Source organism: Pseudomonas sp. LBUM1655, assembly GCF_059716085.1.
In genome coordinates this window covers 4,430,696-4,450,103 of record NZ_CP166801.1, presented here as the reverse complement: position 1 = coordinate 4,450,103, position 19,408 = coordinate 4,430,696, and the positions used below count along the sequence as shown (strand labels likewise).

Below are 19,408 nucleotides of genomic sequence, written 5' to 3'. Positions count from 1 at the left end.
GCCAAAAACAAAACAGGTGAAGCGATGCTGGCGCAATTGATCGCGCTCGATTGGGGGACGACCTCATTACGTGCTTACAAACTCGCGGCGGGCGGTGTGGTGCTGGAGCAGCGTTCGCTGTCGTCCGGGATCATGCAGTTGCCGAAGACCCCGCGAGTCATCAACGGTCGCGAATGTGCCGACGGTTTTGAACTGGCCTTTGACGAGGCTTGTGGCGACTGGCTCGATGCACAGCCGGATCTGCCGGTGATCGCCTGCGGCATGGTCGGCAGCGCGCAGGGCTGGCGTGAAGCGGCCTACTGCGAAACGCCGGCGAACGTCGCCAATCTCGGAAACTCCCTACAAACAGTTGTCAGTCTTCGCGGCACGCGGGTGCATATCGTGCCGGGCGTGATTCAGCGTTCGCGACTGCCGAATGTGATGCGTGGCGAAGAGACTCAAGTCCTCGGTGTTCTGCAGAATCTTCCGGTGGAGGCGGGCAACGAAGTGTTGATCGGCCTGCCGGGCAGTCATTCGAAATGGGTGGAAGTGGTCGATGGCCGCATCACGCATTTCGACACCTTCATGACCGGCGAAGTGTTCGCCGTGCTCAGTGATCACAGCATCCTCGGCCGTACTCAACAGCAAGGCGCGACGTTCGATGGTCAGGCGTTTGACCGGGGCGTGCAGGTTGCGCTGTCGGCGGACGGTGAGCTCGGCGTGCTCTCGACTTTATTCAGTGCGCGAACGCTGGGCCTGACCGGTGAACTCAGCCCGACGGCGCAAGCGGATTACCTGTCGGGCCTGATGATTGGCCATGAACTGGCGGCACTCGCCACGGTTCAGCGGCATCGACGCAACAGCGTGCACCTTCCTTCGATCGTCCTTATCGGCAACGCGCAACTCTGCGCGCGCTATAGCCGTGCCCTCGATGCCTGCGGGTTCGCCAAGGTGACGCTGGCCGAGCAGGCCACCGAGCGTGGCTTATGGCAACTGGCGCTGGCCGCCGGACTGATCGATTCCTCATCCCGTTAACCCTGACTGGAGGCCTGACATGCTCAAGCAAGCATTGGCACAAAACGGTCTGATCGCGATTCTGCGCGGCCTGCATCCGCAGGAAGCTGCCGCTGTCGGAGAAGTCCTGTATGCCGCCGGATTTCGCGTCATCGAAGTACCGCTCAATTCCCCTTCGCCGTACGAAAGTATCCGCATCCTGCGCACGACGTTGCCCGCCGATTGCCTGATCGGCGCCGGCACGGTGTTGACCCCGGAGCAGGTCGAGCAAGTGAAAGCGGCTGGCGGCCAAGTGATCGTCATGCCGCACAGCGATGCCAAGGTCTTGCGCGCAGCAAAAGCGGCGGGTTTGTTCCTCTCGCCGGGCGTGGCCACACCCACTGAAGCGTTCGCGGCGCTGGAGGAGGGCGCGGACATTCTCAAGCTGTTCCCGGCCGAGCAGATGGGCCCGGCAGTCGTTAAAGCCTGGCTGGCGGTGTTGCCTTCTGGAACGGTGCTGGCGCCGGTCGGCGGGATCACGCCGGACAACATGCAAGCGTTTATTGACGCGGGTGTGAAAGGCTTCGGACTCGGTTCCGGCCTGTTCAAACCGGGGATGACGCCGCAGCAGGTTGCGGTCAATGCCAAGGCCTACGTTGCTGCCTGGAAAGCCCTTCGCTAAGAACTTTTGGCGCTGCGTGCGCTGCATCTATAAGAGCTGCATTTACAAAAAGAGAGCAGAGATGAAAATCACCAAACTCACCACCTTCATCGTCCCGCCGCGCTGGTGCTTCCTCAAGGTTGAAACCGATGAGGGCGTGACCGGTTGGGGCGAGCCTGTCGTCGAGGGTCGCGCGCACACGGTTGCCGCTGCCGTTGAAGAATTGTCCGACTACCTGATCGGCAAAGACCCACGCAACATCGAAGATATCTGGACGGTGTTGTACCGCGGCGGTTTCTATCGCGGCGGCGCGATTCACATGAGCGCACTGGCCGGTATCGACCAGGCGTTGTGGGACATCAAGGGCAAGGCGCTCGGTGTCTCGGTCAGCGATCTGCTGGGCGGTCAGGTGCGCGACAAGATCCGTGTGTATTCGTGGATCGGCGGCGACCGTCCGGCCGACACCGCACGCGCGGCGAAAGAAGCGGTGAGCCGTGGTTTTACCGCGGTGAAGATGAACGGCACCGAAGAGCTGCAGTTCCTCGATACTTTCGAAAAAGTCGACCTCGCCTTGGCTAACGTGGCCGCCGTGCGTGATGCGGTCGGGCCGAACGTCGGCATTGGCGTCGACTTCCATGGCCGGGTACACAAGCCGATGGCCAAGGTGCTGATGAAGGAACTCGACCCGTACAAACTGATGTTTATCGAAGAGCCAGTGCTTAGCGAAAACTACGAAGCACTGAAAGAACTGGCGCCGTTGACCAGCACGCCGATTGCTCTCGGTGAGCGGCTGTTCTCGCGCTGGGACTTTAAACGGGTGTTGAGTGAAGGTTACGTCGACATCATTCAGCCGGATGCGTCGCATGCCGGCGGCATCACCGAAACCCGCAAGATCGCCAACATGGCCGAAGCCTACGACGTGGCGCTGGCGCTGCATTGCCCGCTGGGGCCGATTGCACTGGCAGCGTGTTTGCAACTCGACGCGGTTTGTTACAACGCGTTTATCCAGGAGCAGAGCCTGGGTATCCATTACAACGAGAGCAACGACTTGCTCGACTACGTGAAGGATCCGCGAGTGTTCGATTACGACAAGGGCTTCGTGAAGATTCCGAACGGGCCGGGGTTGGGCATCGAGATCAACGAGGAATACGTGATCGAGCGTGCGGCCGTCGGTCACCGCTGGCGCAACCCGATCTGGCGCCATGCCGATGGCAGCTTTGCCGAGTGGTGAGTCATCCCTGACCCACCGCTGGCGGTGCTGATCGTTCCCACGCTCTGCGTGGGAGCGATCTTCTGACCTCAATAAACATAAAAAGAGGCACTCCCCATGCAACCGCAAACCCTCATCGGGCAGGCGTCTTTAGTCACGCCTAGCCGTAAGCGGTTTTTCATCATGGTGTTGCTGTTTATCACCGTGGTCATCAACTACCTCGACCGCAGTAACCTGTCGATTGCCGCACCGGCGCTGACCAGTGAGCTGGGCATCGATCCAATTCATGTCGGCCTGATTTTCTCGGCGTTCGGCTGGACCTACGCCGCGATGCAGATTCCCGGCGGCTGGCTGGTGGACCGGGTGCCGCCGCGCATCCTTTATAGCGTCGCATTGCTGCTGTGGTCACTGGCCACGGTGATGCTTGGTTTCGCTGCCAGTTTCATCGCGCTGTTCGTGTTGCGCATGGCGGTCGGTGCGCTGGAAGCACCGGCCTATCCGATCAACAGCCGCGTGGTCACGACGTGGTTCCCCGAGCGCGAGCGCGCCACGGCGATTGGTTTCTACACGTCTGGACAGTTCGTCGGATTGGCGTTCCTCACCCCGGTGCTAGCCTGGCTGCAACACGAATTCGGCTGGCACATGGTATTTATTGCAACCGGCGCGGTGGGCATTGTCTGGGCGGCGATCTGGTACGCGGTGTATCGCGAGCCGCGTGATTTCAAAGGCGTCAACGATGCAGAAATCGACCTGATCCGCGAGGGCGGCGGGTTGGTGGATATTCAGGCCGAGAGCGCCAAGGTCAAAGCCAAATTCAGTTGGACCGATCTCGGCATCGTTCTCACTAAACGCAAGTTGTGGGGCATCTATCTCGGCCAGTTCTGCCTGAACTCGACGCTGTGGTTTTTCCTGACGTGGTTCCCGACCTACCTCGTGAAATATCGCGGCATGGACTTCATCAAATCCGGCCTGTTGGCGTCGCTGCCGTTTCTCGCAGCGTTCGTTGGCGTGTTGTGTTCGGGGTTCTTTTCCGACTTTTTGATCCGCCGTGGTTACACCGTCGGTTTCGCGCGCAAGTTGCCGATCATTGGCGGGCTGCTGATTTCCACCTCGATCATTGGCGCCAACTTCGTTGAGTCGACGCCGCTGGTGATTGCCTTTCTGGCGCTGGCGTTTTTCGGTAATGGGTTGGCGTCGATCACCTGGTCGCTGGTGTCGACACTGGCACCGGCACGCCTGCTCGGCTTGACCGGTGGGGTGTTTAATTTCATCGGTAACCTCTCGGCGATTGCCACGCCGATCGTGATCGGATTCCTCGCCAGCGGTGATTCCTTTGCCCCGGCGATCACTTATATCGCGGTTCTCGCATTGATCGGCGCTTTGTCCTACGTGCTGCTGGTGGGCAAGGTCGAACGTATCGAGTTGTAGTGCTCAGCGTCGGGCGACCATAATGCCGCCCGTTCCCTCGCTCAACGGTAAAGGCTGGATATGCAGGAAGACGCCCCGGAAAAAACCAAGGACGCCGCGCCCACCGGCACTCAGACGCTACTTCGCGGGCTGGGTGTGGTGCAGGCCGTGGCCAGTGGCGCGCGGGATCTCAAGGAGATCGCCCGGCTGATCGGCACCACACGCAGCACCACCCATCGTCTGGCCAGTTGTCTGGTGGATGAGCGTTATCTGCGTGTTGTGCCGCAAATCGGTTATCTGTTGGGGCCGAAGCTGATCGAGCTGGGTTTCCAGGCACGCGAAGAGTTGCCGCTGGTGACGTTGGCCGGGCCGTATCTGGATGAGTTGTCGGCACTGACCGGTGACACGGTTCACCTGGGGATTCGTGAAGGCGACGAAGTGCTGTATCTGCTGAAGAATCCAGGGCGCAACGGCCCGGAGATGCGTTCGCGGGTTGGCCATCGCATGCCTCTGGCACGCACCGGGATCGGCAAGGCGTTGATGCTCGACGACACGCCGCAGGATTGGCAACGTCTGTACGACATCAGTCTTCCGGCGGGTGGGAAAAGTCAGTTCTGGCCGCAGCACCCACAACAGTCGTGGGAACAGGTTGAACAGCGGATGACCGAGTATGTGGTCGGTGGCTACGCGTTCGATCTGGAAGACAACGAACCGTCGATTCGTTGTGTGGCGGCGCCGATCCGTGATGCGAGCAAGCGCATTGTGGCGGCGATCAGTATCGCCAGCACTGTGCCTTATATGCCTCTGGAAAAAATGGCCGAGCTGATTCCCCTGATCAAAGGGGTCACAGCCCGGCTATCGGCGGAGCTGGGATTGAAGGTCTGAAGGATCAGACTTTCAGGGTCGCCATGTCGATCACGAAGCGGTATTTCACGTCACCGGCAATCATGCGGGCGTACGCCTCATTGATCTCGCGGATGTCGAGCATTTCAATGTCGCAGGTGATGTTGTGCTCGGCGCAGAAATCCAGCACTTCCTGAGTTTCGGCGACGCCACCGATCAGCGAACCGGCCAGCACGCGGCGACTCATCACCAGTTTGCCGGCGTGTACCGGTGGATCAACCGGCTCGATCAGACCGACCAGAATGTGCACACCGTCGAAACGCAGGGTGTCGAGGTACGGGTTCAGGTCGTGCTGCACCGGAATGGTGTCGAGCAGGAAGTCGAAGTAACCCGCCGCAGCTTTCATCTGCTCGGCATCGGTGGACACGATCACATGATCGGCGCCCTGACGACGGCCTTCTTCAGCTTTGCTTGCCGAACGGGTGAACAGCGTCACTTCGGCGCCCATCGCCTTGGCGAACTTGATGCCCATATGGCCGAGGCCGCCCATGCCGAGAATCCCGACCTTGTCGCCAGCCTTCACGCCGTAGTGCTTGAGCGGCGAATAAGTGGTGATGCCGGCGCAGAGGATCGGCGCGGCGCTGGCCAACGCCAGACGCTCCGGAATGCGTACAACAAAGTGCTCGCTGACGACGATGCTGTCGGAGTAGCCGCCCATGGTGTTGCTGCCGTCGACCCGGTCCGGGGTGGCGTAAGTCATGGTCGGACCTTCGAGGCAGTATTGCTCAAGGTTCGCTTGGCAGGCTTCGCAGGAGCGGCAGGAGTCGACCATGCAGCCAACGCCGACCAGATCGCCTACTTTGTGTTTAGTGACATTCGCACCGATGGCGGTGACTTTTCCTACGATCTCGTGGCCGGGCATCAACGGGTAAACAGCGATGCCCCATTCGTTGCGCGCCTGGTGAATGTCGGAGTGGCAGACGCCGCAATACAGGATCTCGATCGCCACGTCGTCGGCCCGAGGGCTGCGGCGTTCGAATTTCATCGGGGCGAGGGGCGTGGTGGCCGATTGGGCGGCATAGCCGATGGCGGTATACATGTGAAACCTCGCAAAAGCAGTAACAAGTGAGGCGGCGCATTTTGGGCGCCGTCCGCCTGTCCGGCCATGACGATTCCTCCGGGTCTCATGCCTAATCCTCCGGCATGCGGCTTTGATCGGTCGCATTGGCAAAAGGATCTGCGATGATGCTTTCATCCCTTTTTCCGTGGTTTTTGTGAAGAACATGTCGATGCAATTGACCCGTCACCTTGATGCCAACGCCACGCTGGTTTCGTTGATCGAACCGCTGGCGCTGCGCGACGGTTATTCCCAGACCGGGCTGCCGGGTGTGCAGGTGTTGCGCGCCAGTTGCGACGTTGCCCGTGGCCCGCACATTTATGAGCCGAGCCTGATGATCATCGCCCAGGGCAGCAAACTGGCGTTTCTCGGGCCGCGCACCATGGAGTATGGCGCCGGGCACTATCTGATTCAGGCGCTGCCGGTGCCTTTCGAATGCGAAACCTTTGCCTTGCCGGATGCGCCGTTACTGGGGATTTCGGTGGCGATCGACCGTGTCTTGCTGGGTGAATTGGTATTGGCGATGGGGCTGGCGCCGGGGCGGCATATTCCAGCGCAGACACCTGAGTCGATGACCTCGGTGGTGCTTGACGATGACATGCGGGGTTGCGTCGAGCGGCTGCTGCAATGTCTGCACGATCCGCTGGAGTGCCAGATTCTGGGGCCGGCGCGGATTCGCGAATTGCTCTTCGTCGCCCTGCGCGGTCCGCAGGCTGATGTGTTGCGGGCGCTGGTCGAGCAGCAGGGGCAGTTTGCCCGGGTCGCGGCATCGATCAGTCATTTGCACGCGCACTACACCGAGCCGTTGAACGTCGAGACCCTGGCCAGTTGCGCGAACATGAGCGTTTCGACGTTTCATGAACATTTCAAGCGCAGCACGTTGTTGTCGCCGGTGCAGTATCTGAAGCGCCTGCGCTTGCTTAAGGCGCAAACGCTGCTGGTGGCGGAGGGCCTGGGTGTGGCGCAGGTGGCGCATCGGGTCGGGTATCAGAGTACTTCGCAGTTCAGCCGTGAATATAAGCGTTACTTTGAGCGCAGCCCCGGAGAGGAGCGCGCGGCCTGAGGATTTACACAATCCCTGTGGGAGTGAGCCTGCTCGCGATAGCGGCGTACCAGATGACATGATGTCGACTGGTTTACTGCTATCGCGAGCAGGCTCACTCCTACAGTTGTTTTTGGTGAGACAAAAATTTTGGGCAACAAAAAGGCCCCCGTTTCGGGAGCCTTGATGTTCAGCGGTTCGGCTTACATATTTGGATAGGTCGGGCCGCCGGCGCCTTCCGGCGTGACCCAGGTGATGTTCTGCGAAGGGTCCTTGATGTCACAGGTCTTGCAGTGCACGCAGTTCTGGGCGTTGATCTGGAAGCGTTTCTCGCCGTCTTCCTTGGTGATGACTTCGTATACGCCGGCCGGGCAGTAGCGCTGCGCCGGTTCGTCGTACAGTGGCAGGTTTTTGCTGATCGGGATGCTCGGGTCGGTCAGCTTCAGGTGGCACGGCTGTTCTTCTTCGTGGTTGGTACCGGAGATGAACACCGAGCTGAGTTTGTCGAAGCTGAGCTTGCCGTCGGGTTTCGGGTAGTCGATCTTCTTGCAGTCGGCCGCGAGCTTGAGGCAGGCGTAGTCCGGCTTGGTGTCGTGCAGGGTGAACGGCAGTTTGCCGCCGAAGATGTTCTGGTCCAGCCAGTTGAAGCCGCCACCGACAATGGCGCCGAACTTGTGGACGGCCGGGCCGAAGTTGCGGCTGGCGAACAGTTCGTCGTAGAGCCAGCTCTTCTTGAAGGCGTCGACGTAAGTGGTCAGCTCTTCAGTGCCGTCCTTCTCAGCGAACAGCGCGTCAGCCACCGATTCAGCGGCGATCATGCCGGACTTCATCGCGGTGTGGCTGCCTTTGATCTTGGCGAAGTTCAGGGTGCCGAGGTCGCAACCGATCAGCGCGCCGCCCTTGAAGACCATTTTTGGCATCGAGTTCAGGCCGCCCTTGCAGATCGCGCGGGCGCCGTAGCTGACGCGCTTGCCGCCTTCCAGGTACTGAGCCAGTACCGGGTGATGCTTGAGGCGCTGGAACTCGTCGAACGGCGACAGGTAAGTGTTGCTGTAGGACAGATCGACGATCAGACCGACCACCACCTGGTTGTTTTCCAAGTGATAGAGGAACGAGCCACCGGTGTTCTCGGTGCCCATGATGTCCAGCGGCCAACCGGCGGTGTGCACCACCAGGCCTGGCTGGTGTTTGGCCGGATCGATTTCCCAGATTTCTTTCAGGCCGATGCCGTAGTGCTGGGCGTCGGCATCGCTGTCGAGGTTGAAGCGCTTGATCAGCTGCTTGCCGATGTGGCCACGGCAGCCTTCGGCGAACAGCGTGTATTTGCCACGCAGTTCCATGCCCGGGGTGTACAGGCCTTCTTTCGGATTGCCTTCGCGGTCAACGCCCAGATCACCGGTGATGATCCCGCGCACGATGCCGCTTTCATCGATCAGCGCCTCCTGAGCAGCGAAGCCCGGGTAGATTTCCACGCCCAGGTTTTCAGCCTGCTGGGCCAGCCAGCGGCAGAGGTTGCCGAGGGAGATAATGTAGTTGCCTTCGTTGTGCATGGTCTTGGGCACAAAGAAGTCAGGAATCTTCTGCGCGCTTTCGGCGTTTTTCAGCACGAAAATATCGTCGCGGGTGACTGGCGTGTTCAGCGGGGCGCCGAGTTCTTTCCAGTCCGGGAACAATTCGCTCAGAGCGCGTGGTTCGAACACGGCACCGGAAAGGATGTGTGCGCCGACTTCGGAGCCTTTTTCGACCACGCAGACGCTGATTTCCTTACCGGCTTCGGCGGCCTTCTGCTTCAGACGGCAGGCGGCGGACAGGCCAGCGGGGCCGGCACCGACGATGACCACGTCGAATTCCATGTATTCGCGTTCCACAGGCTATCTCCTACTCAAGGCTCAACAGTTTTTTTTCTAATTTGGAGGTTCGGTGTCGCATCCGTATTGCCTTTACGTTAACGTCAAGGGCAGTAATGGAAAACCCACCTTTCTCTCTAGGGGGCGCATTATATCTACACCACTCTGAGCGTCCAATACAAACGTTTGTTTGAATTGGCTCCAGCCCAGAGAAATCAAAGAAGCGCGGCTTATGAGTGACCATTTTGCCGTATTGACCGGAATAGGCGTTCCGGTCAATATACGGGCGGTTTTGCGCTCGCCGTAGGCAGACTGGCGGTTTCAAGAGCACCTCTAAAGACAGGGCGTAGGCAGTACAAGGTGATGCGCAGCGCAGGTCTGGAGCGCAGTTTACACACCGTGAAGATCAATGACTTGTCGGTCACCACTGACGAACGGTCATCGCACTTCGCAGCGTGGAATCACCCTATACACAAGCCGGCGTTTTTAGAGGTGCCCTTGTAGCCCGATGAGCATCATCCGCCAGGTTCGCCTAGGCGACTTTCTTTTCACCGGAGAGTAACGAGGAATCCATGAAGGTTCTTGTAGCTGTCAAACGCGTTGTGGATTACAACGTCAAGGTTCGCGTCAAGGCGGACAATTCCGGCGTAGACCTCGCCAACGTCAAGATGTCGATGAACCCGTTCTGCGAAATCGCAGTGGAAGAAGCCGTGCGCCTGAAAGAGAAAGGCGTTGCGACTGAAATCGTCGTCGTCTCCATCGGCCCGACCACTGCTCAGGAACAGCTGCGTACCGCACTGGCTCTGGGTGCCGACCGCGCCATCCTCGTCGAATCCGCTGAAGATCTGACGTCCCTGGCCGTTGCCAAACTGTTGAAAGCGGTTGTCGACAAGGAACAGCCTCAGCTCGTGATTCTGGGCAAGCAGGCAATCGACAGCGACAACAACCAGACCGGCCAGATGCTCGCTGCACTGAGCGGCTACGGTCAGGGCACTTTCGCCTCGAAAGTCGAAGTCTCCGGCGACAGCGTTGCCGTGACCCGCGAAATCGACGGCGGCGCGCAGACCGTTTCGCTGAAACTGCCAGCGATCGTCACCACCGACCTGCGTTTGAACGAGCCGCGCTACGCGTCCCTGCCAAACATCATGAAAGCCAAGAAGAAGCCTCTCGAAGTGCTGACTCCGGATGCTTTGGGCGTTTCCACCGCCTCCACCAACAAGACTCTGAAAGTCGAAGCTCCGGCTGCACGCAGCGCGGGTATCAAGGTCAAGTCCGTGGCTGAACTGGTCGAGAAACTGAAAAACGAAGCGAAGGTAATCTAATCATGACTATCTTGGTAATCGCCGAACACGACAACAAAGTGCTGGCTCCGGCCACGCTGAACACTGTTGCTGCCGCTGCCAAAATCGGCGGTGACATCCACGTTCTGGTTGCCGGCCAAGGCGCTGGCGCCGTGGCTGAAGCCGCTGCGAAAATCGCGGGCGTGAGCAAAGTCCTGAACGCTGACAACGCTGCTTACGCGCATCAGTTGCCGGAAAACGTTGCTCCTCTGGTTGCCGAACTCGGCGCTGGCTACAGCCACATCCTGGCTGCCGCCACTTCGAACGGCAAAAACATCCTGCCGCGCGTTGCCGCTGCGCTGGACGTTGACCAGATCTCCGAGATCATCTCGGTAGAGAGCGCTGATACTTTCAAGCGCCCGATCTACGCCGGTAACGCCATCGCTACCGTGCAATCGACCGCTGCGATCAAAGTGATCACCGTGCGTGCCACCGGTTTCGACCCGGTTGCTGCTGAAGGTGGTTCGGCTGCCGTTGAAGCGGTTGCTGCTGCGCACAACGCTGGGACTTCGAGCTTCGTTGGCGAAGAACTGGCCAAGTCTGATCGTCCAGAACTGACCGCTGCCAAGATCGTCGTTTCCGGCGGCCGCGGCATGCAAAACGGCGACAACTTCAAACACCTGTACGCCCTGGCAGACAAGCTGGGCGCTGCCGTCGGTGCTTCGCGCGCCGCGGTCGACGCAGGTTTCGTACCGAACGACATGCAGGTCGGTCAGACCGGCAAGATCGTTGCGCCACAGCTGTACATCGCGGTCGGTATCTCTGGCGCGATCCAGCACTTGGCCGGGATGAAAGACTCCAAAGTGATCGTTGCGATCAACAAGGACGAAGAAGCCCCGATCTTCCAGGTGGCCGATTACGGTCTGGTGGCAGATCTGTTCGAAGCCGTACCTGAGCTGGAGAAGCTGGTCTAATCCAGCGGCTTCACTTATAAAGAGCCCGACCTTTTGGTCGGGCTTTTTTTTGTCTCGGTTCTGAGTGGGAGCGTTTTGCCATGGATCTGCGCTGCGGATTGTTATTGGGATTGGCCCTATTGCCTGGGTTGGCAACGGCCGCCGGCAAGTGCGAGCGCCTCGTCGTCACCGGCAGCCCGGACGCGCCGCCGTACCTGTGGCAGGATCCGCAGAATCCCAAGCAATTGATCGGTGCCAGTGCCGATCTGTTGCAGCAAGTGGCCAAAGACCTGGGTATCAAGGTCGAGTTGCTCTACGCGGGCAAACGATCACAGGCCCTCGATGAAGTGCGCAGTGGCCGTATGGATATGCTGGCCGATGCGCCACTGACCCTCAACGAGCTGGAAAACTTCGACTACATCCATCCGCCGCTGCTGGAAAACGATTACCTGGTGTGGACACGTAAAGGCTCGACTCTGGCCTACACCGAAGCCAAAGACCTGCACGGCCATTCCGGTGGCTTGTCGGAAAAGTCTCGAATGACCCAGGCATTTGGCACCTTCGCCGATCGGCAATTGACCCTTACCCGGACAGCAAACCTCACCCAGGCCTTTCAGAAATTGCTCCTGGGAGAGGTGGAATATGTACTCGCCGGACGTTACTCGGGCATGGCCGCCGCGCAGGCGTTGGGCATGGCCAATGACTTGCTGGCCTTCGAGCAACCCATTGATCGACCGGGGCTGTATCTGGCGGTTTCTCATAACTCGGCGTGCAACGATCCGTGGTTGCGCGGACAGTTGGCCAAAAAGATGACAGAATTGCCCGCGTCCGGACTGACGGAAACCGCGCTGCAACGCAATATCGAGCGCTGGAAGGCGCAGCAGCAACAGCCGCAACAACCTGTCAGTGCCCCAAAACAGTAGGGATTCTTAGTGAGTATTCGACCTCTTTTCGCGGCGATGGCCGTTCTGGCCATGGCCGGTTGCGCGACCGATCCGGCACCCAATGAACAAATGCGCCTGACCGAACAAACCATCGCCCAGGCCAAGGCCGTCGGCGCGACCGCCGATGATGTGCCGGAAATGAAACTGGCCGAAACCAAGTACAACCGGGCCAAGGGCAGCATGGCCGATGAGTCCTACCGAAACGCGCGCATGCGCGCCGAACAGGCCGAACTCGACGCGCGTCTGGCAGAAGCCAAAGTGCTGACGCAAAAGAGCGAAGCACAACTGAACGTGCTCAACACCCGCATCACCCGTCTGCGCAAGCAACTGGGAGATGCCCAATGAGCCTCAAGTCCAAAGTTCTCGGGGGTGTGATCCTCGCCGGTTGCGCCAGCCTGTATGGCTGCGCCGGTCAACACAGCGAATCCGCTCTGCAAGAGGCCAGCGCCGACTTCCAGAAGGTCAAGGAAGATTCCAACGTGCTGCGTATCGCGCCGAAGGACGTGATACGCGCCGGCGAATCCCTGGCCCGTGCCGATCGCCTGTCCACTTATTGGGGCAGCGGTTCGGACGTGGTGCATTACGCCTACCTGAGTCAGCGATACAGCGAAATTGCTCGCGAACACACCAATAAGGTGCTCAACGAAGAGCGCGCAGCCAAACTCGAACTGGAGCGTCAGCGCCTTCAACTGGCGCTGCGCGAATCGAAACTGTTGAGCGTTCAGCAGCAGGGCAAATGGCTTGAAGAACAGATCGTCGCTCTGGCCACCACGCAGACTGATCGCGGTTTGGTGATGACTCTCGGCGATGTGCTGTTCGATACGGGTGAAGCGGAGCTGAAAAACTCGGCCAACCGCGTCGTTCTGAAGATCGTGCAGTTCCTGCAATTGAATCCGAAACGCGTGGTGCGTATCGAGGGTTACGCCGACAGCACCGGCGGCAAACAGGAAAACCTCAAGCTGTCCCGCGACCGCGCGCAGTCGGTAGCCGATGTGCTTATGGACCTGGGCATCGACGACAAACGCATTCAGGTCGAAGGTTACGGCGACGAATACCCGGTGGATGCCAACGCTTCCGAGCGTGGACGCGCACAGAACCGTCGGGTGGAAATTGTCTTCTCCGACGAAAAAGGCCAGCTCGGCGCCGCCCGTTGAGGGTTGCGTCTCTGGAAAGCCCGGGCTGTCATGCAGCGCCGGGCTTTTTTACGTCTGTCGAATAGCTCGCAAATCAATACAGTTGTGGCAGACACTGCACTGTATGGTCGACTAGAGTGACAACTGTCCCAGTACACTTCTAAACTGTTCCGGTATTGTTTCATACAAGAATAAAATGCCCGTGAAATCGAGTGCTGCGTCATGACCAATCTCTTGCTCTACCAACGTATTGCTCAGCAACTGGCCGAAGACATCCGCCGTGGTGTCTACCAACCGGGAGAACGCGTGCCATCGGTGCGCAAGATGAGCTCGCAGCTCAACGTCAGCCATGCAACGGTGTTGCAGGCTTACGCCAACCTCGAAGATCAGGGCCTGATTCGCGCGCGGCCACAGTCCGGTTATTACGTGCACCAGACCCCGGCGCTGACGGCGCCTACGCCGGATATAGCCCGGGTCGAACGGCCTGGTCTGGTCACGCGCAGCAGCATCATCCAACAAGTTCTGGTCGAGTCGCGCCGCGAAGGTGTGTTCCCGTTGGGCGCCGCCGTACCGAGCGTTGACTATCTGCCAGTGCGCGCGCTGCATCAGCAACTGGCCAAAGTCACTCGCTTCCACAGTCCACGGGCCTTCAGCTACATGTTCAGCCCGGGCTTCGAACCGCTTCGCCGGCAAGTGGCGATCCGCATGCGCGACGCGGGCGTGGTGGTTGATCCCTCGGAAATCGTGATCACCCACGGTTGTGTCGATGCCTTGCAGATGTCATTGCGCGTGCTGACCCGACCGGGCGACCTGATCGCCGCCGAGTCGCCAACCTATTACGGACTGTTGCAACTGGCCGACCTGCTGGGCCTGAAAGTCATCGAGATTCCCAGCGATCCTGCCACCGGCATGAGCCTCGAAGCACTGCAACTGGCCGCCAACCAGTGGTCGATCAAGGCGCTTGTGCTGACCACACGCCTGAGCAATCCGCTGGGCGGCACCATGCCTGAAGAGCGGCAGAAACAACTGCTGCGCCTGGCTTCGGATTTCGATATTCAGATCGTCGAAGACGATATCTACGGCGAATTGATGTTCGAACAGGGCCGCACCAAAGCGCTGAAGGCTTACGACCGGCTTGACCGAGTCATCTACTGCTCAAGCTTCTCCAAAACCCTGTCGCCCGGTGTACGCATCGGCTGGATGATCGCCGGCAAGTATCAGCAGGAAATTCAGCGCTTGCAGACCTTCAGCACGCATTCGGCGTGCAGCGTGACGCAGATGGCGATTGCCGCTTATCTGGAAAACGGCGGTTATGACCGGCATTTACGGTACATCCGCCAGGAATACCGAAAAAACCTCAGCGCTTTCCAGCTGGCGGTGCAGCAGTACTTCCCCGAAGGCACGCAGATGTCCCGGCCCACGGGCGGTTTCATCCTGTGGGTGAGTCTGCCGGGACGGGTCAATACTCAGGAATTGCATGTCCGCGCATTGCAGCAGGGCATCAGCATCGCACCGGGCCTGATCTTCAGTAATACCGAGCAGTTCAACCACTGTATCCGCCTGAACTGCGGCATTCCGTGGAACCGCGAAGCGGAGAGGGCGTTGATGACGCTGGGCCTGCTGGCAACCCAACTGTGCCAGGAAACGGCTGGCGGATTCTGAACGAGTGGCCGGTGATGCTTGTCTTGTGGCGCTCAACAAGCGAGCATATGGCCCTCTGCCGTTAGTGTCGTTGGGTCCATGAAAGCGATTTTTTCTGCCGCCGGGATTGTGATTTTTTCGCTGATGATCAGTCATGCGCCAGAGGTCATGGCGGCTGCGGTTCAGGATAAACCGGCAGCGACGACCCCGGCGCAAAAGCCGGCGGCGAACAAAAAAGCCGTCCCGGTAAAAAAAGCGCAACCCAAGAAAGCCGCGCCGGTGAAGAAACGCAAGCCGGTGGCTTCCAAGTCCAAACCCGCCAGTGAAATAGCAAAGTCCAAGTTGCCGCCAGCCAAACTGGATCTGAGTCTGCCCAGGGACATGGTCCAGGAATTGAAACCTGAAGGCACTGTCCCGCTGCCCAAACGTGAAGCGATCCTGCCGCAGATGTTTGGCGAGAAAAACAGCGGATTCCAGCTCAACGGCCGTTTGCTCAGCAACGAAATGCAGCTGCAGTTGCGCAACGATGAGCGCCGGGACGTGGAAGGCGCGGCGCTGGATTTCGAATTCAAACAGTAAAAGCCACCCATCTGTGACCCGCGAAGCAGACGCTTTGTCGGAGACTGGTCAGTCATTTTCACTTATCCGTAAAAACCCCGGTTCAGGGAATTTGAAACAGCCGTTTTAGCGGTTACCCTGTCCGCGTCTCTTTTTACACATTACCCGTTGCGAGGACTTGTTCGTCATGAAATGCCGTGAAGGCTGTGGCGCTTGCTGCATTGCCCCTTCCATCAGCTCGGCGATTCCCGGCATGCCTGATGGCAAACCTGCCGGCGAACGTTGCGTGCAACTCTCGGTCGAAAACCTGTGCAGCATTTTCGGCCGCCCGGAGCGCCCGGCAGTCTGTTCCGGCTTCGCTGCCGATGTCGAGGTGTGTGGCAGCAGTTCGGAAGAAGCGATCAGGTTGATCGGCTGGTGGGAGCAAATGACGGCGGCGTGATGTGTCAAACGAACGGAACTTCAACAATAAGGAATAAGACTATGGGTTCGCTGCACCGTATCGCTGTGTTGTGTGGTTTGACTGCCGTGCTGGCGACTTCGGCCGCTCAGGCTGAAGACTGGAAGGTCGCCAAGAACGAGGACGGCATCAAGGTTTCCCTGAGTGAAGTGCCGGGTTCGGACTACAAGTCCTATCAGGGCGTCGCCCTGATGAAGACCACCATCGCCAAACTGCGCGCACTGCAGGAAGACGTCTCCGGTGCCTGCGCTTGGATTCACGAGTGCAAGACCCAGAAACTGCTCAAGCACGAGGGCGATCAGAGCTGGACTTACAGCCAGTTCAACACGCCTTGGCCAGTCACCCCGCGTGATTCGGTGCTGCGCATCACCACTGTTGAGGGCGCCGATGGCAGCTTGACCCGCAAGCTTGAAGGCGTACCGAAGTACATTCCTGAAGAGAAAGGTTTTGTCCGCGTGGTCAAGGTCGAGGGTTTCTGGAAGTTCGTGCCCAAGGGCGATCAGGTCGAAGTGACCTACCAGGTGCACACCGAGCCAGGCGGCAGTGTGCCGTCGATGATTGCCAACAAGTTTGTCGTCGACGCCCCGTTCAACACCCTTAAAGCTCTGAAAGAACGTGCCGAGAAGTAATCGCCGCGCTTGCAGTAAAACGCCCCGAACAATTCGGGGCGTTTTGTTTTAGAGCTTTATTGTGTTTCCAGATATGCGTTGAACGAAATTTTCACAATGCGTTCAAGACAATTCGCCCGCGCTGTTTGCATGCTGTACCTGTCTGCTGCGGCATTAAATGAGAGTGTCCGGCGGCGTGGTAGTAATCAATGGCAATGGCGCGGGTGATCGTGCAACATTTGCGCACCGCGCACGCCCCAGGGTCGGGAATGACCAATAGAGGGCATGGCGCCGCTGTATTTTTGCAACTTCAACTTCCAATGGGTCCTAAAACGACATGGCAAACCCGGACGCCCTGAATCAGCAGCGATCTTCCAGTCGCCTGCTGCAACCGACCGTCAAATCGCATCTGGCCTACACGCTGCTTTGTGCGCTGGTCATGATGGTGATGTTTTCCGTGCTGCGCCTCGCGCTGCTGGTCTACAACCGCGAGATGATCCTCGATACCCCGGCTTCGACGTTCCTCGAAGCCTTCGCCAACGGCCTGCGTTTCGACCTGCGCCTGGTGGTCTACCTGTGCATTCCGCTGGTGCTGTCACTGTTCAGTGCGCGGGCCATGGCAGCGCGCGGTTTCTTCCGTCTGTGGCTGACCGTTGCCTCGAGCATCGCGCTGTTCCTCGGCCTGATGGAGATGGACTTCTACCGCGAGTTTCACCAGCGCCTCAACGGCCTGGTGTTCCAGTACGTGAAGGAAGACCCGAAAACCGTGATGAGCATGCTCTGGTACGGTTTCCCGGTGGTGCGCTATCTGCTGGCCTGGGTCATCGGCACGGTGATCCTGACTCTGGCGTTCAAAGGCGCCGACCGTGCAACGCGTCCACGCGGGCCATTCAGCGGTGGCAGCGTCAGCACTCGCCAAGTGGCGCCGTGGTATACGCGCCTTGCGGTGTTCGTGGTTTGCCTGCTGATCTGCGTTGTCGCGGCCCGTGGCACTCTGCGCCAAGGTCCGCCGATGCGCTGGGGTGATGTCTACACCACCGATTCCAACTTCGCCAACCAGCTCGGCCTTAACGCCACGCTGTCGCTGATCGAGGCCGCCAAGTCCCGCATGGGCGAGGATCGCGACAACATCTGGAAAGCCACGCTGCCGCAGGAGCAAGCTCAGAAAATCGTACGCGACATGCTGGTGATGCCGGACGAAAAACTGGTCGAAGCCGATATTGCCGCCGTGCGCCGTGATTACACGCCGCCGACCGACAAGACCCTGCCGATCAAGAACGTCGTTGTGATCCTGATGGAAAGCATGGCCGGTCACTCGGTTGGCGCCTTGGGCGCTCCGGGCAACATCACGCCTTACCTGGACAAGCTGTCCAAGGAAGGCCTGCTGTTCGACCGTTTCTTCTCCAACGGTACGCATACCCACCAGGGCATGTTCGCGACCATGGCCTGCTTCCCGAACCTGCCGGGCTTCGAATACCTGATGCAGACGCCGGAAGGCAGCCACAAGCTGTCTGGCCTGCCGCAGGTGCTCAGCGCCCGTAATTACGACGATGTGTACGTCTACAACGGCGACTTCGCCTGGGACAACCAGTCGGGCTTCTTCAGCAACCAGGGCATGACCAACTTCGTTGGCCGTAATGACTTCGTCAACCCGGTGTTCTCCGATCCGACCTGGGGCGTGTCCGACCAGGACATGTTCGACCGTGGTCTGCAGGAGCTCAAGGCGCGGGAAAACGGCAAGCCGTTCTACGCGCTGCTGCAAACCCTGTCCAACCACACGCCGTACGCCTTGCCGACGCCATTGCCGGTCGAGCGCGTGACCGATCGTGGCTCGCTCAACGAGCATTTGACCGCCATGCGTTACGCCGACTGGGCGTTGGGTCAGTTCTTCGAGAAGGCCCGCAAGGAGCCGTACTTCAAAGAGACCCTGTTCGTAGTCGTCGGCGACCACGGTTTCGGTAACGAGCGTCAGATCACTGAAATGGACCTGGGCCGCTTCAACGTGCCGATGCTGATGATCGCACCGGGCATCCAGGAGAAGTTCGGTACCCGTGACCACACCGTGGGCACGCAGATCGACATCGTGCCGACCATCATGGGGCGTCTGGGTGGTGAAGTGCGCCATCAGTGCTGGGGTCGTGACCTGCTCAACCTGCCGGAAGGCGACACCGGTTTTGGTGTGATCAAGCCGTCGGGCAGCGAGCAGACCACCGCGATCGTTACTGCCGACCAGATTCTGGTGCTGCCGAGAGACAAGGACATGGGTCCGAAGATGTGGCAGTACCAACTGGGAGCCAATCCGCACGCCGAGGTCGTTCCGAATGCACCGCGCACTGCCGAGTTGAAACTCAAACTCGAGGCGTTCCTGCAAACGGCGACCAAGAGCCTGATGGATAACACCGCTGGTGTGATCCACGGCAAGCCGGACTGATCGATCTGTAAAAGAAAGCTGCGCGCAATAAAAAAGAGGCCCTGAAAAGGGCCTCTTTTTTTACGCTTGAATCGTTATATCCGACCGAGTAGCAATAGCACCAGCAGCACGACCAACACCACGCCGATAATGCCCGATGGACCGTAACCCCAACTTCTGGAGTGTGGGAAGACTGGCAGACCACCGATCAGCAACAGGATCAGGATAATGATAAGAATTGTGCCCATGTCTATTTCCTTGTTGAAAGTGTTCGAGAAGTCTTGGTGTTCAAGGGCGACTGGAGACTAAGTAATTCCAGGCA

At 59.1% G+C, this 19,408-nt stretch carries 19 protein-coding genes; 16 read left to right on the top strand and 3 right to left on the bottom strand.

Annotated elements, in window-relative coordinates; all coding sequences use genetic code 11:
- The first annotated feature begins 24 nt into the window (after nt 1–24).
- From ACA074_RS19815 to ACA074_RS19795, 5 genes are all read left to right on the top strand, one after another.
- Nucleotides 25–1,014, top strand: coding sequence for a 2-dehydro-3-deoxygalactonokinase (locus tag ACA074_RS19815; RefSeq protein ID WP_497615111.1), 990 nt, complete (start codon nt 25–27; stop codon nt 1,012–1,014).
- 19 nt (nt 1,015–1,033) lie between these two features.
- Nucleotides 1,034–1,654: a 2-dehydro-3-deoxy-6-phosphogalactonate aldolase gene (locus ACA074_RS19810; RefSeq protein ID WP_489879019.1), complete on the top strand. Its 621-nt coding sequence runs from the start codon at nt 1,034–1,036 to the stop codon at nt 1,652–1,654.
- A 61-nt stretch (nt 1,655–1,715) separates the two neighbouring features.
- On the top strand, nt 1,716–2,864 hold the full coding sequence (gene dgoD / locus ACA074_RS19805) for a galactonate dehydratase (protein ID WP_008085519.1): 1,149 nt from the start codon (nt 1,716–1,718) through the stop codon (nt 2,862–2,864).
- Between the two features lie 96 nt (nt 2,865–2,960).
- Nucleotides 2,961–4,271 (top strand): MFS transporter, encoded by a 1,311-nt coding sequence (locus tag ACA074_RS19800; RefSeq protein ID WP_497677642.1) that lies wholly within the window; start codon nt 2,961–2,963, stop codon nt 4,269–4,271.
- Between the two features lie 60 nt (nt 4,272–4,331).
- Nucleotides 4,332–5,135 (top strand): IclR family transcriptional regulator, encoded by an 804-nt coding sequence (locus ACA074_RS19795; RefSeq protein WP_187677764.1) that lies wholly within the window; start codon nt 4,332–4,334, stop codon nt 5,133–5,135.
- 4 nt (nt 5,136–5,139) lie between these two features.
- Here the strand turns inward: ACA074_RS19795 and ACA074_RS19790 are convergent, their stop codons facing one another.
- On the bottom strand, nt 5,140–6,192 hold the full coding sequence (locus ACA074_RS19790; RefSeq protein WP_305439102.1) for an NAD(P)-dependent alcohol dehydrogenase: 1,053 nt from the start codon (nt 6,190–6,192) through the stop codon (nt 5,140–5,142).
- Nucleotides 6,193–6,382: 190 nt separating this feature from the next.
- Between ACA074_RS19790 and ACA074_RS19785 the strand changes: the two genes are divergently transcribed.
- Nucleotides 6,383–7,273: an AraC family transcriptional regulator gene (locus tag ACA074_RS19785; protein ID WP_489879021.1), complete on the top strand. Its 891-nt coding sequence runs from the start codon at nt 6,383–6,385 to the stop codon at nt 7,271–7,273.
- A gap of 182 nt (nt 7,274–7,455) precedes the next feature.
- Here the strand turns inward: ACA074_RS19785 and ACA074_RS19780 are convergent, their stop codons facing one another.
- Complete coding sequence (locus ACA074_RS19780) at nt 7,456–9,120, bottom strand: electron transfer flavoprotein-ubiquinone oxidoreductase (RefSeq protein ID WP_497677641.1); 1,665 nt, start codon at nt 9,118–9,120, stop codon at nt 7,456–7,458.
- Nucleotides 9,121–9,671: 551 nt separating this feature from the next.
- Here ACA074_RS19780 and ACA074_RS19775 point away from each other — a divergent pair.
- From ACA074_RS19775 to ACA074_RS19730, 10 genes are all read left to right on the top strand, one after another.
- A complete protein-coding gene (locus tag ACA074_RS19775) occupies nt 9,672–10,421 on the top strand; it encodes an electron transfer flavoprotein subunit beta/FixA family protein (RefSeq protein ID WP_007908338.1) in 750 nt (249 codons plus the stop codon).
- A 2-nt stretch (nt 10,422–10,423) separates the two neighbouring features.
- The gene (locus ACA074_RS19770; protein ID WP_187677760.1) at nt 10,424–11,353 is read left to right on the top strand and encodes an electron transfer flavoprotein subunit alpha/FixB family protein; all 930 of its coding nucleotides are present in this window, start codon (nt 10,424–10,426) and stop codon (nt 11,351–11,353) included.
- An 80-nt stretch (nt 11,354–11,433) separates the two neighbouring features.
- Complete coding sequence (locus tag ACA074_RS19765; protein WP_497677640.1) at nt 11,434–12,255, top strand: substrate-binding periplasmic protein; 822 nt, start codon at nt 11,434–11,436, stop codon at nt 12,253–12,255.
- A gap of 9 nt (nt 12,256–12,264) precedes the next feature.
- Nucleotides 12,265–12,621 (top strand): DUF4398 domain-containing protein, encoded by a 357-nt coding sequence (locus ACA074_RS19760; RefSeq protein ID WP_401272143.1) that lies wholly within the window; start codon nt 12,265–12,267, stop codon nt 12,619–12,621.
- Nucleotides 12,618–13,430 (top strand): OmpA family protein, encoded by an 813-nt coding sequence (locus ACA074_RS19755; protein ID WP_305439095.1) that lies wholly within the window; start codon nt 12,618–12,620, stop codon nt 13,428–13,430. Before ACA074_RS19760 ends, ACA074_RS19755 begins: the two co-directional genes overlap by 4 nt.
- 201 nt (nt 13,431–13,631) lie before the next feature.
- The gene (locus ACA074_RS19750) at nt 13,632–15,071 is read left to right on the top strand and encodes an aminotransferase-like domain-containing protein (protein ID WP_187677756.1); all 1,440 of its coding nucleotides are present in this window, start codon (nt 13,632–13,634) and stop codon (nt 15,069–15,071) included.
- Nucleotides 15,072–15,149: 78 nt separating this feature from the next.
- Nucleotides 15,150–15,629, top strand: coding sequence for a translation initiation factor 2 (locus tag ACA074_RS19745; RefSeq protein WP_489879025.1), 480 nt, complete (start codon nt 15,150–15,152; stop codon nt 15,627–15,629).
- A 166-nt stretch (nt 15,630–15,795) separates the two neighbouring features.
- Nucleotides 15,796–16,050, top strand: coding sequence for a YkgJ family cysteine cluster protein (locus ACA074_RS19740; RefSeq protein WP_187677754.1), 255 nt, complete (start codon nt 15,796–15,798; stop codon nt 16,048–16,050).
- A gap of 41 nt (nt 16,051–16,091) precedes the next feature.
- The gene (locus tag ACA074_RS19735) at nt 16,092–16,697 is read left to right on the top strand and encodes an START domain-containing protein (protein ID WP_497677639.1); all 606 of its coding nucleotides are present in this window, start codon (nt 16,092–16,094) and stop codon (nt 16,695–16,697) included.
- Nucleotides 16,698–17,013: 316 nt separating this feature from the next.
- Nucleotides 17,014–19,107 carry an LTA synthase family protein gene (locus ACA074_RS19730; protein WP_497615109.1) on the top strand — a complete coding sequence of 698 codons (2,094 nt, stop codon included), beginning with the start codon at nt 17,014–17,016 and terminating at the stop codon, nt 19,105–19,107.
- Nucleotides 19,108–19,181: 74 nt separating this feature from the next.
- Here ACA074_RS19730 and ACA074_RS19725 read toward each other — a convergent pair whose 3' ends face one another.
- A complete protein-coding gene (locus ACA074_RS19725; protein ID WP_169432680.1) occupies nt 19,182–19,340 on the bottom strand; it encodes a DUF3309 family protein in 159 nt (52 codons plus the stop codon).
- Between the last annotated feature and the right edge of the window lie 68 nt (nt 19,341–19,408).

Bases quoted from the DNA above. Each gene is read 5' to 3' on its own strand.
- ACA074_RS19775 (WP_007908338.1), top strand. From the start codon at position 9,672: ATGAAGGTTCTTGTAGCTGTCAAACGCGTTGTGGATTACAACGTCAAG.
- ACA074_RS19800 (WP_497677642.1), top strand. From the start codon at position 2,961: ATGCAACCGCAAACCCTCATCGGGCAGGCGTCTTTAGTCACGCCTAGC.
- dgoD (WP_008085519.1), top strand. From the start codon at position 1,716: ATGAAAATCACCAAACTCACCACCTTCATCGTCCCGCCGCGCTGGTGC.
- ACA074_RS19735 (WP_497677639.1), top strand. From the start codon at position 16,092: ATGGGTTCGCTGCACCGTATCGCTGTGTTGTGTGGTTTGACTGCCGTG.
- ACA074_RS19730 (WP_497615109.1), top strand. From the start codon at position 17,014: ATGGCAAACCCGGACGCCCTGAATCAGCAGCGATCTTCCAGTCGCCTG.
- ACA074_RS19810 (WP_489879019.1), top strand. From the start codon at position 1,034: ATGCTCAAGCAAGCATTGGCACAAAACGGTCTGATCGCGATTCTGCGC.
- ACA074_RS19750 (WP_187677756.1), top strand. From the start codon at position 13,632: ATGACCAATCTCTTGCTCTACCAACGTATTGCTCAGCAACTGGCCGAA.
- ACA074_RS19790 (WP_305439102.1), bottom strand. From the start codon at position 6,192: ATGTATACCGCCATCGGCTATGCCGCCCAATCGGCCACCACGCCCCTC.
- ACA074_RS19755 (WP_305439095.1), top strand. From the start codon at position 12,618: ATGAGCCTCAAGTCCAAAGTTCTCGGGGGTGTGATCCTCGCCGGTTGC.
- ACA074_RS19740 (WP_187677754.1), top strand. From the start codon at position 15,796: ATGAAATGCCGTGAAGGCTGTGGCGCTTGCTGCATTGCCCCTTCCATC.
- ACA074_RS19770 (WP_187677760.1), top strand. From the start codon at position 10,424: ATGACTATCTTGGTAATCGCCGAACACGACAACAAAGTGCTGGCTCCG.
- ACA074_RS19745 (WP_489879025.1), top strand. From the start codon at position 15,150: ATGAAAGCGATTTTTTCTGCCGCCGGGATTGTGATTTTTTCGCTGATG.
- ACA074_RS19815 (WP_497615111.1), top strand. From the start codon at position 25: ATGCTGGCGCAATTGATCGCGCTCGATTGGGGGACGACCTCATTACGT.
- ACA074_RS19765 (WP_497677640.1), top strand. From the start codon at position 11,434: ATGGATCTGCGCTGCGGATTGTTATTGGGATTGGCCCTATTGCCTGGG.
- ACA074_RS19785 (WP_489879021.1), top strand. From the start codon at position 6,383: ATGCAATTGACCCGTCACCTTGATGCCAACGCCACGCTGGTTTCGTTG.
- ACA074_RS19795 (WP_187677764.1), top strand. From the start codon at position 4,332: ATGCAGGAAGACGCCCCGGAAAAAACCAAGGACGCCGCGCCCACCGGC.